The 13,844-nt window shown below is 48.4% G+C and carries 11 protein-coding genes; 8 read left to right on the plus strand and 3 right to left on the minus strand.

Annotated elements, in window-relative coordinates; genetic code table 11:
• Positions 1-422 precede the first annotated feature (422 nt).
• The 5 genes from GMA8713_RS07410 to GMA8713_RS07430 all read left to right on the plus strand — a co-directional run bounded on the left by GMA8713_RS07410 (position 423) and on the right by GMA8713_RS07430 (position 5,538).
• Entirely contained in the window at positions 423-1,499 is a 1,077-nt protein-coding gene (locus GMA8713_RS07410; RefSeq protein ID WP_062707300.1) for a porin, read from the plus strand.
• A gap of 186 nt (positions 1,500-1,685) precedes the next feature.
• On the plus strand, positions 1,686-2,576 hold the full coding sequence (locus GMA8713_RS07415; RefSeq protein ID WP_062707303.1) for a LysR family transcriptional regulator: 891 nt from the start codon (positions 1,686-1,688) through the stop codon (positions 2,574-2,576).
• Between the two features lie 379 nt (positions 2,577-2,955).
• Positions 2,956-4,161, plus strand: a complete 1,206-nt coding sequence (locus GMA8713_RS07420) for an acetyl-CoA C-acetyltransferase (RefSeq protein WP_062707409.1) — start codon at positions 2,956-2,958, stop codon at positions 4,159-4,161.
• A 13-nt stretch (positions 4,162-4,174) separates the two neighbouring features.
• Complete coding sequence (locus GMA8713_RS07425; protein ID WP_062707305.1) at positions 4,175-4,861, plus strand: CoA transferase subunit A; 687 nt, start codon at positions 4,175-4,177, stop codon at positions 4,859-4,861.
• Positions 4,858-5,538: a 3-oxoacid CoA-transferase subunit B gene (locus tag GMA8713_RS07430; RefSeq protein ID WP_062707312.1), complete on the plus strand. Its 681-nt coding sequence runs from the start codon at positions 4,858-4,860 to the stop codon at positions 5,536-5,538. The genes GMA8713_RS07425 and GMA8713_RS07430 overlap by 4 nt, the downstream gene beginning before the upstream one ends.
• 169 nt (positions 5,539-5,707) lie before the next feature.
• Here GMA8713_RS07430 and GMA8713_RS07435 read toward each other — a convergent pair whose 3' ends face one another.
• Positions 5,708-6,016 carry a DUF496 family protein gene (locus GMA8713_RS07435; protein WP_062707315.1) on the minus strand — a complete coding sequence of 103 codons (309 nt, stop codon included), beginning with the start codon at positions 6,014-6,016 and terminating at the stop codon, positions 5,708-5,710.
• A gap of 257 nt (positions 6,017-6,273) precedes the next feature.
• Positions 6,274-7,197 carry a chemotaxis protein gene (locus GMA8713_RS07440; protein ID WP_062707317.1) on the minus strand — a complete coding sequence of 308 codons (924 nt, stop codon included), beginning with the start codon at positions 7,195-7,197 and terminating at the stop codon, positions 6,274-6,276.
• 396 nt (positions 7,198-7,593) lie between these two features.
• On the opposite strand from GMA8713_RS07440, the gene GMA8713_RS07445 reads away from it, so the two are divergent.
• The 3 genes from GMA8713_RS07445 to GMA8713_RS07455 all read left to right on the plus strand — a co-directional run bounded on the left by GMA8713_RS07445 (position 7,594) and on the right by GMA8713_RS07455 (position 10,685).
• Complete coding sequence (locus tag GMA8713_RS07445; RefSeq protein ID WP_062707320.1) at positions 7,594-8,535, plus strand: chemotaxis protein CheV; 942 nt, start codon at positions 7,594-7,596, stop codon at positions 8,533-8,535.
• A 6-nt stretch (positions 8,536-8,541) separates the two neighbouring features.
• On the plus strand, positions 8,542-9,033 hold the full coding sequence (locus tag GMA8713_RS07450) for a SixA phosphatase family protein (RefSeq protein WP_084387673.1): 492 nt from the start codon (positions 8,542-8,544) through the stop codon (positions 9,031-9,033).
• Positions 9,034-9,326: 293 nt separating this feature from the next.
• Positions 9,327-10,685, plus strand: coding sequence for a hypothetical protein (locus GMA8713_RS07455; RefSeq protein ID WP_062707326.1), 1,359 nt, complete (start codon positions 9,327-9,329; stop codon positions 10,683-10,685).
• A 30-nt stretch (positions 10,686-10,715) separates the two neighbouring features.
• On the opposite strand, the gene GMA8713_RS07460 is transcribed toward GMA8713_RS07455, so the two are convergent.
• Positions 10,716-13,829: an error-prone DNA polymerase gene (locus GMA8713_RS07460; protein ID WP_062707329.1), complete on the minus strand. Its 3,114-nt coding sequence runs from the start codon at positions 13,827-13,829 to the stop codon at positions 10,716-10,718.
• Positions 13,830-13,844 lie beyond the last annotated feature (15 nt).

Genomic DNA, 13,844 nt, shown 5'->3' on the forward strand with positions numbered 1-13,844 from the left:
ATATCTGCATTATTAGCGTCCTGTTGCACGGTTTTTTAGCATGTAACCCGTAAAAATCCCTGTAATGCCCAATATTGGATTTATCGATACGAGAAGTGTGTCGCAAATCACGGTTTTATAAATACTCATCTTTTTGTGTGTTTTTTGAACGCCCGTGTGAGACTTTGACCTTTCTAGTCGTACCTCACTTTTTGCATTTATAGTCTCAAAATTGCTTCTAACAAATCAAAAATACGACTTTTTATGCGGTTATATGTCAATTTTATGAATGTTGGCTTGTTGGTTTTATGTTAGTCAAAACGTCTGTCAAGCATCTAATTTGTTAATTTTTGTGACGTTTTACCCTGTGTTTCTGGAATGTTAATTTTCATCTCGCAGCATTTTTGCAAATGGAATTTATAAGAAATACAGGAACGTATTCTATGAAAAAGACACTTTTAGCAGTAGCAATCCCAGCGGTACTTTTAGCAGGCAATGTAAACGCAGCGGAGATCTACAGCAGCGAGAACGGTTCGGTTGATTTTTACGGCTCTCTTCGTGCAAAACTGACCAAGACTCCAGATGCAGATCCTAAACTGGATGACGGCAGTTCCCGTGCCGGTTTGGCAGGTACTTTCGGCGTAGCAGACAATTTTGACGTGTTTGGTAACGTTGAGTTTTCAGTTCGTCCAGGTGAGCTAAAAAACCGTTACAGTTACATCGGTGCAAACGGTTCATGGGGTACAGTCAAAATCGGTAAGCAGTATGTGACTGCTGACGATCTGTGGGGTGTAGATAACTCTTACTTCTTCGGTGGCACACATATTGTTGAGGGCGCAGTATCTGGCGGTGTTCATGACAGTGCAGTTCGTTACACATATGAAAACGACGTAATCTACCTGGATGCGACTTACGCTTTCCCAGAAGATGGTGCGAATGCTGAAGTAGCAGAACTTTTTGGTCGCGTAAACGTTGCTGGCTTTGACATTACAGCTGGTGTTTCTAAAGCTGAAAAGTTCAATGCTGAGCAAAAAGATGTTGAGTCTCGCGATGAGCAGGGCAATCTGGTTAAAACTACCTACCCAGAGTCAACCTTTGAAGACACTTTCCACACAGTGTGGGTAGAGCGCTCATTTGGAGATCTTTATGTAGGTGCTCAATATGCTTCAAGTGACATTGAACGTAAGAATGGCACTGAAGGGCTGGAGCGCACTGGTTATGCACTGGCACTTAGCTACAGCCTAAGCGATAAAGCTTCTGTTTACGGTGCGTACGAGTTTTCTGATTGGGAGCTTAAGAATCTAGCTATCGACGGCAAGAGCAAAGGCGAAGCTGATGTTGCTTATGTAGGTTCCGTGTACAAGTTCAATAGCTACTTCCGCGTATACGGTGAAGCGGCATACGTTGATGGTTCTACCTCTATCGGCTTGACCAACAACAAAAATGACATGTCAGTGAAACCTGGCACTGCATACGATGGCGAAATGCTTTACGCAATCGGTGCTCGCGTATCTTGGTAATTACCCAGTAAATCACGCTTAAACTTCACACTGTCTTTAAAGCCCAGCAGGATGCTGGGCTTTGTTGTATCTGCTTGTTGTGTTGAGAACAAATCCAAAAACTGCCCGTGGTGCACGTGCAAAAGTTAACCGAATCTTTTACAAAGAGATTTGGCACATGTTCTGACTCAGCTTCGGAGAGATTCCATGCTCGATAAAATGGCGTTCTTTACCTATGTGATCCGCACTGGGTCTATTTCCTCTGCAGCGCGCCAGTTTAACGTTTCAGTGTCGGCAGGCAGTCGCTGGCTTCAGGAGCTAGAGCAGCATTTCGGCACAACACTTTGCCATCGTTCCAACCGCCTTTTAGAAGCAACCCCGGCAGGCCAGACGCTCTATGAAGAGTTCTCGCCCATTGTCGACCGAGCTGAGTGTATCAGTCGCAAGCTGGAAGGCTTTCAGGATCATGAGAAAGGCCACATCAACATCGCCTGCACGCCGGTTTATGCCAACCATTACCTGATGGATAAAATCACCGAGTACTCCAGGCTCAACCCGAAAGTGACGTTCAATGTCAATGTCACGCCTTGGGCGCTCGACCACGCCAGCACCAGCGATTTGATGATCAGTGCTAATGCACGGTTTCAGGGTTACCGAGAAAAGGACCTTATGCTGGTTAAGCGGGAGTTGTTGGCCTCCCCCTTTGTGGTTGTTGCTTCTCCCAATTACACAGAAAAGCAGGGCTTACCGACGCAGCCGGAAGATTTGCAGGATCATGCCTGTCTGGTGGCGACCACACTTACGGGCAGTAACGAATGGATTTTCCAAAAAGGCGTGGAAACCATCGTCATGAAAGTGCCGAAAACCATTGAAGTGAATGACAGCGACCTGTTGCTTCGTGGCGTGACTCAAGGGGCTGGCGTGGCTTATCTGCCAAAGTTTGTGACTGAGCCTGCGATTGAAAATGGCGCGCTTATCCCGCTGATGAAAGACTTTGAAACCAGTACCTGGAGTCTTAATCTCTATTATCACCCCTCTGGGGTTGCCTCTCCCGTTGCCAGCAAGTTCAAGGACTTTCTACTGGAAAACCCCTGCTGATATTATACCCAAACGACCTGAAGCTGCGCGCATTCAGAGGTCATCAATGCGTTCAATTCGAGGCAAATTCCGCGAGGAATAGTCATTCTATTTCCGTGGAGTTTAACGAAGAAGTGGGCGCATTGATGGCCTCCCTTCGGGCGAGTTGACTGACGCCGTGCTCTTTGTTGTTCCTTTTTGATGGAGATGACTACACCGGCAAAGGAACGCCGCGATCACAACGCCAGTCAATCTCGCTGAATCCTGCATCTTCAGGTTGTTTGGGTATATTCTTTTGCTTTGCATTTTCGCAAAGCCGCTTTGAATTTCTGTCTATATCGCCAATTTCGCCTCTCCCATACACTGAAAACCAAACAGTGGATATGGGAGTATGGGCGGTATGGAACGCATCTTTATTGTGGCGGCAAAGCGCACGCCAATCGGCAGCTTTAACGGTTCTCTGGCGTCATTATCAGGCGTTGAACTCGGCGCGCACGCGATGAAAGCGGTGGTCGAGCAAGCGGGTATTGAACCTGCGCACATCGACGAAGTGATCGTCGGTAACGTGTTGACAGGTGGCGTTGGCATGGGGCCGGGTCGACAAGCCGCTATCAAGGCGGGCGTGCCAGATACGGTTCCTGCATACACCCTCAACATGATATGCGGCAGCGGCATGAAAGTGATTATGGACGGTGCAAGTCATATCCGTGCAGGTGACGCGAAGCTTGTGCTGACATGCGGCATGGAAAGCATGTCCAATGCCGCTTACGTAACGTCAGGGCAGATCCGCCGTGGCGTTCGTATGGGTCATCAAATGCAGGAAGACAGCATCATCAAAGACGGTTTGACCGATGCCTTCCATCACTACCACATGGGCGTGACGGCAGAAAACGTCGCGACCCAATGCAATATCAGCCGCGACGCGCAGGATGAATTCGCCCTAAATAGCCAACAGAAAGCGGTTAACGCGATCGAAAAAGGCCACTTTTCGGCAGAAATTTCCCCAATCACTGTCACTGAGCGTAAACGCCAGTTTGAAGTGAAAGACGACGAATACCCGAAAGCGGGTGCCACTCTCGAAGGTTTGCAGGCACTTCGTCCCGCGTTTGATAAGCAAGGCAGTGTCACTGCTGGTAACGCATCCGGTATCAACGATGGTGCTTCGGCCATCCTGCTGGCATCAGAAAGTGCGGTGAAGCAGCATAATCTCACGCCTCTGGCAGAGCTGGTGGAATACGGCCAAGGTGCGCTTGCCCCCGAAATCATGGGACTCGGCCCAGTTTCTGCTGTCGCTAATACCTTGAAGAAAGCCAAAATGACCATCGAGGACATCGAAGTATTCGAACTGAACGAAGCCTTTGCTGCGCAAGCTTTGGGGGTGATTCAGGGGCTGGCAGAAGCACACAATGTCGATGAAAACTGGCTGCTTGAGCGCAGTAACCTCAGCGGTGGAGCAATTGCGCTTGGTCATCCCATTGGTACCTCCGGTAACCGGATCGTGACGACACTGGTTTACCAACTGCAACGTACCGAGAAAGACTATGGTCTTGCCTCCTTGTGTATCGGTGGCGGTATGGGCACCGCTCTCATCCTGAAACGTTGCTGAGGGCGTGAATACCATGAAAAAAGCCGCGACCGCTCAACAGATAGAAAGCCTTTTGCACGATGGCATGACCATTATGATTGGGGGCTTTATGGCAACAGGTGCTCCAGAGCGACTGATTGATCTGCTGATCAAAAAAGACATCAAAGATATCACCTTGATCACCACAGATACCGGCTCTCCCGGTCGAGGATCAAGCCGCCTTATTGCAGAGAAGCGGGTGAAGAAGCTGTATGCCTCTCACATTGGCACCAACCCGGAAACGGGCAAGCAAATGAACGATGGCACGCTTGAAGTCGAGCTGGTTCCCCAAGGTACGCTGGCAGAACGTATTCGAAGCGGCGGTGCGGGTTTGGGAGGTGTGCTCACGCCAACTGGTCTTGGCACCATTGTGGCGGAGAACAAGCGGGTGATTGAAGTCGATGGTAAAGCCTACCTGTTGGAAACGCCGCTGAAAGCGGATTTGGCACTGATCCGGGGTTCGAAAGTCGATCGTCGTGGGAACGTCTTTTACAGCAAAACGACCCAGAACTTTAACCCGTTAATGGCGACTGCAGCAGAGACGGTGATTGTGGAGCCGGAACAGCTTGTTGAGCTTGGCGATATTGAGCCAGAAGCGGTTCACACGCCAAGTATCTTTGTCGACCACATCCTTGTTGATCACAGCTACGTCGGTCAGCGCTCAGTGGAGGACATCCAATGACAGCGCAACTCGATAAAGAGACCGTCCGTCAACGCATCGCATGGCGCGTTGCCCGCGAGATGAATGACGGCGATATCGTGAATCTTGGGATTGGCCTGCCAACGCTGGTGGCGAACCATGTCGACAAAGAGGTTGAGTTGTTACTCCAAGCCGAGAACGGCCTACTCGGTATCGATCAACTGGCTTGCGAAGCGACGAAAGATGCGGATCTGGTTAATGCGGGCGGCCAGCATATTACCGCTGTCGACGGTGCCTGTTACTTCAACAGTGCGGACTCATTTGCCATTATCCGTGGCGGTCATGTTGATGCGACGGTGCTGGGGGCACTGCAAGTGGATGAGCGCGGGAATCTCGCCAACTGGATTATCCCAGGGAAAATGGTACCCGGCATGGGCGGCGCGATGGATTTGGTCGTCGGTGCGAAGAAGGTGATTGTCGCCATGGAGCACACGGTGAAAGGTCAGCCGAAACTGCTGAAACAGTGCTCTTTGCCTCTGACTGCTGCCAATCAGGTGAATCTGATTGTGACGGAAATGGGCGTGTTTGAAATCAATGAGAGCGGCATGGTTCTGACAGAGCTTGCGCCAGAGTTTTCCATTGAAGAGGTACAGGCTGCCACGGAAGCACCACTGTTGGTGTCACCGAATTTACGACCGATGCAATTACCTACAAGCTAATTTAGTTTGGTATGGCTAAAAACAAAAAGACCACCGAGAGGGTAGTCTTGTTATTCCCGCGGTTAGGCGGCTGAGCTATTACAGATGCGGCTAGGAATGTGGGTTGGTTCCAGCCATAACAGATGTGGCTAGGACTATCTTATGGTTCCAGCCACAACAGAAAGAAAGCTTATTTTTTGCCTTCTTTGTCCAGACGGGTCAGTTCTTTGATTTGACGGCTGATCTCGCGGCGCTCTTTTGAAATCTCTGCACTCTTGATGATGTGGTCATCAACACGATCTTCGTAGTCAGCTTTCATGTTTTTAACGATCTCTACGATTTCATCGTGAGTCATTTCTGGCTGAATGTAATCAAGCAGGTTCTCAAGCAAAGTCACGCGCTTCTGGTTGTCGCGGATTTTCTTATCGTTATCCTGAATTTCCCGCTTCAGTTTATTCTTGCGACGAGAGAACTTAACGATCTCGAATACATTGTTCATAGGTCTGTAACCTTCTTTGTGTGATCCTGATGAAATTAAACCACAAGGTGACCGTCGGAAACAGTCTTTTGATCAAGGAAAGCTCAGTATTTTGCGAGAACTTTTAGTGACAGCTTGGGCGGGAAAATATGTGCTATAACCTCGTGAGCTCAGAATATTCGAGGCACACGAATCGTGCACAAATCAACCATATAGCATGTTGATAGGAAAGAGAAAGGCACGCGTGGAAGCGTGCCTTTGACGAAAGTGAAAGTAAATTACTCCACTGCCCCTTCAAGGCGGACATTTTCACCTTCCAGTTTGAGGTTTGCACCGCGAAGCATGGCATTCACCAACTCGTTCGCATCAAATTTAGTCAGGGCTTCATGAGCCCCCACTTGGTGGGCTCGGTCTACACTGATTTCACTGGAAAGTGAGGTATGAAGGATCAGATAAGCTTCTGAGAGCGGCTCATTGCTTCGGATCTCAAATGCCAGTTCGTACCCATCAATTCCCGGCATTTCGATATCACTCACCACGATGTCAAACGGTCGACCATCTCTGGCTGAGATTTTTAGCTTCTCGAGGGCATCAATCCCGTTAGTGCTGACCACATAAGGAATATTGATACTGTCGAGGGCTTCTGAAAGCTGACGTCTAGCAAGACTACTGTCATCAACCAGCAGAATATGCATCGGCTTTAGCTTCTCGCGATCTACGTCGGCGAGAATGGGGTGCAGCTTGTCTTCTGGTACAGGGAAGATCTTGGACATCACCAGCTCTACATCAAGTAGTTGGACCAACTTGTTTTCGACATTCATAACACCGGTGAGAAAAGCGCGCGTACCCAGCGTCTCAGGTGGTGGGGTAATATTGTGCCAGTCACATTCACTGATTTTCTCTATGCCGCGTACCAAAAAACCCACCACACGACGTTGACAGTCGGTAATGATGATAAAGCAGTTCTTATACTCACTTTTGTCGATAGGTTGATAACCGATGGCTTTTGCCATGTCGATAACAGGTGTCGTGATCCCGCGCATGTTGGCAGTGCCTACTACGGTTTGATGAGAGCCAGGAAGTGCAGTTAATGGGCAGAAAGGAACGATCTCTCTGACCTTGAGAGTGCCAATGGCAAAAATCTGTGTGGCAGAGAGTCGGAACAACAACATTCCCTGCGATTCATTGGCTTTGCTTTTCATATAGCGCCTGTTATTAGCCAGAATGATAAATCGAGAACAGTGATAAGTTGCCTTCCAGCAACACCACATTATCTCTCTTGATTGTAGCGTTTCAACGCGATCATCACACCTATGATTTACCATTTTATGAAACTGGTTCAGTATATTTTCGCAAATTTCCAGTATGATCATAATGTTGCTAACCTACTGTGTGAAAAAGTATTTACAGCCTATTGATATAAATGAAATTAGAGTCGGTGTAATTTCGCTTTATTCAAGGAGTTTTTCTATTATTAAGAAGTAACGCGCTAAAAAGTAATGACGGAGTGAGTAGCTTCTCACTATGTGTTTTACTGGCAATCAGAGATAAGACAATGAGAAATCACAGTGATGTGATCTGAGAGTGGTTAGTAACCCATGACAAGTATTTTAGATTCAGTAGACTCCCGAACCAATCTGGTTGGCGAAAACCGCTTAGAATTGTTGATATTCCAGCTAGGAACAAGACAGCTTTTTGCGATTAACGTTTTTAAAGTCAGGGAAGTGTTGCAAGTTCCGCACCTTAACCAAATGCCAGGTTCTCACCCCAAAATCAGTGGTGTTGCCACCATTCGTGGACGCTCTATCCCTGTTATTGATATGCGACAATCTATAGGGTTACGTCCTCTCAGCAAGGATGAAGAAAGCAATCTCATTGTGACTGAGTACAACCGTTCGGTACAGGCGTTTTTGGTGGGCAAGGTGGTATATATAAAAAACATGGGTTGGGATGAAATCATGGAGCCGCCAAGCACGGGGCGCTCTAATTATCTCACAGCGATTACCAAGCTTGACCATGAAAACGAGCCAAAGTTGGTTGAGATTATTGATGTCGAAAAAGTGTTGGCGGAAATCATTTCCTATGACATTGGTATATCAGATGGTGTGTTGGATGATGATCTCTCTAATCATCTTGTGGGTCAGAAAGTACTGGTGGTGGACGACTCTTCTACCGCGCGTAAGCAGGTTACCGAAACATTGGGTCAACTAGGCATTGAATGCATTGAGAAGAAAAATGGCCAACAAGCGCTTAATCTTCTCAAATCCTGGTGTGACGAAGGAAAGGACCCACGTAATGAAATCTTGCTGATGATCACGGACGCCGAAATGCCGGAGATGGACGGCTACAAGCTGACATCGGAAGTGCGTGCTGATAGCCGTATGCACGACCTATACATTGCGTTGAACACATCTCTGAGCGGCAGCTTCAATGAAGCCATGGTGGAAAAGGTTGGCTGCAATCGTTTTGTTTCTAAGTTTCAACCTGATCTCTTGGTGGATGTGGTGCAAACCCGCATGCGCGAAGCGCTCAGCAAGTAGGCGCGGGTGAAGTTACTTTTCTTGACCCGCCATGCAAAGTCCAGTTGGGATGATCCTTCCCTCGACGATCATGACAGGCCACTAAATCCGCGTGGTCGTCGAAATGCCCCTGAAATGGGTGCACGACTTGCGGCTTGGACTAACAGACCTAAAGCGATAGTCTCCAGCAGTGCACTCCGAGCAAAAACGACCGCGTTGCTGATGGCTGAGCAACTGCCTCATTCACCACCTGTGATCATTAAAAATGATGTTTACACAGAGGATTGGGAAACCTTGGTAAGGGTTGTAGAGCGGTTTGATGATGAAAAAGACAGCGTCATGCTGGTTGGACATAATCCAGCATTCAACGAGTTTCTATCCCATATCCCTTTTGAAATAGATAACCTTCCAACTTGCGGTATAGCGGTGATTACGCTTCACAGCGACAGTTGGTCAAACTGGTCGGTAGCAGACAAGCACGTTCTGTTCCTTGATTATCCTAAACGGTTGAATTTTTAGACGGTAATAGTAAGCAAGACGATCTGACTACTGCGACTTATTCACTTTTTCTGTGGATAAACCAGTTAACTCTTAGGGTTTAACCCTCAGGCAAGCCCTAGCCATCGAAGTTACGAATTGATCCGCTCGTGATGGTTAAAAAATGCACAATCATTGATTGCTGGGTTTTTCCATCTGTTCAGCGCAATTAAGTCTGTTGGGGGCATGCGCACAGAGAATGTTTCGGTATAAACTATGCGTTCTTCCTCCTTCGCGGAAAGACCCGTAAATAGAGAATGTTTTGGAGTACATAATTGATCTCTGTAGAAAAATATGAGGGGTTAACCGCACGGATTGCGCTGATCAATGAAGAGATAAAAAGACAGGACGTCGAATTCTACCTATTTGTTCCTGGAGAGCTGAGTTTCTCCAAGAGCATACTCAGCGAAGATGAGTTTTACTATAAGGTACTGTCAAACACCCGTACCTACTTTACGTCGCAGCACCACTTACCACTTGTACATTCACGACTCGCTAGCCGGGATAAACTGCCTTCCGACAAATACCGCGTCAGCTTGAGTTTGTATGCCTATCAATATGCGCTGTCACTGGAAAAAACAACGCACCGTTTCTTTGACACCTTGGCTGATGTCGAAGAGGAAGAGGCGGTTGAACAACTGGAAGTGATCACTGACATGGCGGTTGAGATCCTTCGTCGTCTCCGTCGTTATGTGCCAAAAGATGAAAGCCTCATCAAGTATTACAACAATGTCGACAACTACCTTTCCTGGTTGACTGAGCAGCGATTCCTGTCGCTGATCGCTCATATGCCAAGGAGTGCGGCATTTAAACCGATTAAAGAGCAGCTTCTGGCATTCTGTGAATCTGAAGCGGCTTATCGCATTGAGCAAAACTACAATTCGTCGAAAGCACAAACCGATGCGACGCGTATGGTGAATAAGATGCGCCTCGCCCGTCGTTTGATTGAATACCCGGTCACTATTCGCCAGAAGGATGTGGTGCTGGGGCAAAACCTGAATAAACTTGCCAAAGGTGCTGCTGCTGGTTTGGTGATGATTTTCGTGACGGTTGCCATTATTCGTATGCGTAGTTTCCTTGGCGAAATTACCTTGTCATTTGCGCTCGCAATGGCGGGTTTGTATGCCATGCGAGAGATCTTCAAGGATGACCTGCGTGATGTGCTTTGGCGCTTCATTCGCAAAGGACGTCCGAAGTGGCGGAAAATGTTCACTGACCCAACCTCCGGTCAGCGTATCGGCAGCCAGTTGGAGTGGTTGGACTACATTCCGTTCGACAAAATCCCTGATGATGTTCGCAAGATGCGAAAAGGTAAGCTGCGTCAGCGCGAAGAGTCCGTGGTCAAAATAAAGATGGTGACCCAGATGTCCACCACCAAGTTTCTTAGCGGCTACGACATGACCCGTGAAGTGTGGCGAATTGATTTTCGTCCCTTTTCTCGCCTGATGGCGCGTGGTAAAGAGCGTTACTATGCGCTGAGCGATGGTCAGGTGACACGTGAATCTATCGATAAACGTCATCAATTTAATCTGGTTTCCAAGCAGAAGAATCAGGACGGCAGCTTCACCATCCAGCGCTGGAAAATCACGGTGAATCGTTCCAAAGTGATTGATGTAGAGGAAGTATTTTCGTGAATACAGGGTCAACAGACCTAAGCTTTTTGATCAGTGAAAATCCCGTGAATGGATGAGTAGCTGATCGAGGGTGTGAGTCATGTCGATTAATCTTCCTGCCACCACATGTACCACATCGCCTTCCCGTTCCAGAATTCCTTTCACTTTTAATATCTTTGCCGAAACAAACGGTGTGTTCTGTGCGCGCGCAGTGGCAAGCCACACCACTATATTGATATTTCCAGTGTGGTCTTCCAACGTCACAAAAGTTACGCCGCTGGCTGTCCCGGGGCGCTGTCTGCCAGTCACCACACCGGCAACTGTTATCGCTGAGCCTGAGCGAATGGTATTGAGTTCATTGGCCAACCGGTGCTTGCCCAATTTGCCGCTTTCATCCAACAGTGCGATAGGGTGCTTGCCGAGCGTCAGGCCTGTAGCTGCATAATCCTCAATTAAATCTTCTACCGCAGAAGGCGCTGCAATCGCGTTGGCGTCCGAACTGTCTGGTGGAGCGCTGGAAAACAGTGGCAAAACATGGCTGTCATCCATCATTTGCCAGCGAGCAGAAAAGCGATTATCCGCCAGTATTTTGGTGGCGTTGGCACTGGCGAGCGCTTCCAGATCGCCTCTGCTCAAACCACATTTTCTAATGTCGTTCAGATGCTGGAATCCAATACGTGGACGACACTGAAGCAGCTTTTCTGTGCCGAGTTCAGATAATCCTTTGACGATACGAAAACCAAGTTGCAGCGCGGGTTGATCTTGCACTGTGACCTGCTGATGATCCCACTGGCTTCGATTGACGCAGACAGGAAGAATTTGAACCTGATGGCGGGAGGCATCCTGCAACAGCTGCGAAGGGCTATAGAAGCCCATAGGCTGACTATTGAGTAGTGAGCAGTAAAAGGCGACCGGATAGTAGTGTTTTAACCATGATGAGGTGTAAGCCAATACCGCGAAGGAAGCACTGTGAGATTCAGGGAAGCCGTATTCACCGAACCCCTGAATCTGGCGGAAAATTTGCTCAGCAAACTCAATGTCATAACCGCGTTCTTGCATGCCATTGATCAGCTTTTCACGGAAAGGGGCGAGCTTTCCACTGCGCTTCCAGGCTGCCATTGCTCGGCGAAGTTGGTCGGCTTCACCGCCACTGAATCCGGCGGCGACCATAGCAAGTTGGATCACCTGCTCCTGAAAAATGGGCACACCCTTGGTTCGTTCTAAAACGGATTCCACCTCTTTTGATGGGTAGGTGATCTGTTCTTCTCCCCAACGTCGTTTGAGGTAGGGGTGTACCATGTCGCCTTGAATCGGACCAGGGCGGACAATGGCAATCTGAATCACCAGATCGTAATAACAGTTTGGGCGAAGTCTTGGCAACATGCTCATCTGGGCACGGGACTCGACCTGAAACACGCCGACAGAGTCTGCCTTCTGGAGCTGTTGATAGACAATAGGATCATCACCCATAGTAACGATATCACTGATAGACAATCTGCGCTGATGCTGGCTTTCGATGATGGCAAAAGCTTTGCGGATTGCGCTCAACATCCCCAGTGCAAGGATATCGACTTTCAGCAGTCCAAGGGATTCCAAATCATCTTTGTCCCACTGGATCACGCTGCGCTCTGCCATTGCGGCATTTTCTACTGGCACCAGTTCATACAAAGGGCCTGCGGAGATAATAAAACCGCCGACATGTTGGCTAAGGTGACGTGGAAAGCCGCGGATTTCTTCAACCAGCTCCATCAGCCAGCGTCCAAGGTGTGAGTGGGTGTCCAACCCCAGCGCTTCAAGCTGTTCGCCTTTATCCAGCCCTTTGTCGCGGTGGTTAAGGTTTTTGATGTAGTAATCCAGTTGGGTTTCATTGAGCCCTAGCGCTTTGCCGACATCGCGGAGCGCACTTTTAAAACGGTAGGTAATCACAGTCGCGGCAATAGCTGCACGCTGACGGCCATATTTCTGATAGATGTAGCGAAATACTTCTTCCCGTCGTTCGTGCTCGAAGTCGACATCAATATCTGGGGGCTCATTACGTTCTTTAGAGATAAAACGTTCGAACAGGACCTTGATTTTCTCCGGGTTCACCGCGGTGATTTCAAGGCAATAACACACCACAGAGTTAGCTGCTGACCCTCGGCCTTGATATAGAATGCCCTGTGATTTCGCATACTGCACAATGTCGTAAATGGTGAGGAAAAAATACTCGTACTGCTGTTCGGCAATCAGCCCCAGCTCTTTATCAATGGTGGTGCGGATCTCTGGCTTAATACCATTCGGGAAACGTTTTCCAATGCCTTCTTCCACCAAGTGGCGCAAGTAACTGCTGGCGGTAAATCCATCTGGAACCAGTTCTGCGGGGTATTCATAGCGAAGCTGACTGAGGCAGAAAGTACATTTGGTGGCAATACACTGGGTCTCTCTTCGCCATCTTTCTGGGTAGAGCTTTTCCAGTTTCTCAACGGGTTTGAGTGCCTGTTCGCCATTCCTGGGCAAATCAAAGCCGCATTGCTGTAAGGGCCTGCCGAGTCGAATGGCAGTAATCACATCTAACAACGGCTGGCGACGAGTGTGATGCATTAATACATCGTTGGTGCAGACAATCGGCAGGTTGAGCTCCTTTGACAGTGATTCGACCATAGTCAGATAGGTAGATTCATTGGGCAATAACAGCCGCTCAACACCGATCCAGAGTCTTTCTTCAAAAGTGCTCTTCAGCCAGTTCTGAAAATCCGAAGGCTTGGTTTTTTCTTCATGTTTGAGTGTCGGCAACCAGATGCAAAGACACTGTGTGATGTGGCTGAAATCATCACTGAATACCTGATAGTGCCCTTTTTCACTGCGCATTCTGGCTTGGGTAATAAGGCGTGCGAGCTCACCATAGGCTTGCCGGTTTGGGCAAAGCAGTACCAGCTTTTCGTCCTGAAAGGTGATTTCTGAACCAATAATAAGCTTGAGGCCTAGGTTCTGGTCTCGGTTTGCGGTGTGAGCACGCACTACGCCAGCAAGTGAGCATTCATCAGTAATAGCGAGTGCGTGATAACCTAATGTTGCGGCGCGAACGACCAGTTCTTCTGGGTGGGAAGCACCAGTTAAGAAGCTGTAATTGGTTTTACAGTGGAGCTCTGAAAACGTGAGTGGGCGATTATCAGAAGGTGTTGTCATAGGAAGCGATCTCAA

This window comes from Grimontia marina, from assembly GCF_900060185.1.
Taxonomy (GTDB): Bacteria; Pseudomonadota; Gammaproteobacteria; order Enterobacterales; family Vibrionaceae; genus Enterovibrio; species Enterovibrio marinus.

Bases quoted from the DNA above. Each gene is read 5' to 3' on its own strand.
- GMA8713_RS07410 (WP_062707300.1), top strand. From the start codon at position 423: ATGAAAAAGACACTTTTAGCAGTAGCAATCCCAGCGGTACTTTTAGCA.
- GMA8713_RS07415 (WP_062707303.1), top strand. From the start codon at position 1,686: ATGCTCGATAAAATGGCGTTCTTTACCTATGTGATCCGCACTGGGTCT.
- GMA8713_RS07420 (WP_062707409.1), top strand. From the start codon at position 2,956: ATGGAACGCATCTTTATTGTGGCGGCAAAGCGCACGCCAATCGGCAGC.
- GMA8713_RS07425 (WP_062707305.1), top strand. From the start codon at position 4,175: ATGAAAAAAGCCGCGACCGCTCAACAGATAGAAAGCCTTTTGCACGAT.
- GMA8713_RS07430 (WP_062707312.1), top strand. From the start codon at position 4,858: ATGACAGCGCAACTCGATAAAGAGACCGTCCGTCAACGCATCGCATGG.
- GMA8713_RS07435 (WP_062707315.1), bottom strand. From the start codon at position 6,016: ATGAACAATGTATTCGAGATCGTTAAGTTCTCTCGTCGCAAGAATAAA.
- GMA8713_RS07440 (WP_062707317.1), bottom strand. From the start codon at position 7,197: ATGAAAAGCAAAGCCAATGAATCGCAGGGAATGTTGTTGTTCCGACTC.
- GMA8713_RS07445 (WP_062707320.1), top strand. From the start codon at position 7,594: ATGACAAGTATTTTAGATTCAGTAGACTCCCGAACCAATCTGGTTGGC.
- GMA8713_RS07460 (WP_062707329.1), bottom strand. From the start codon at position 13,829: ATGACAACACCTTCTGATAATCGCCCACTCACGTTTTCAGAGCTCCAC.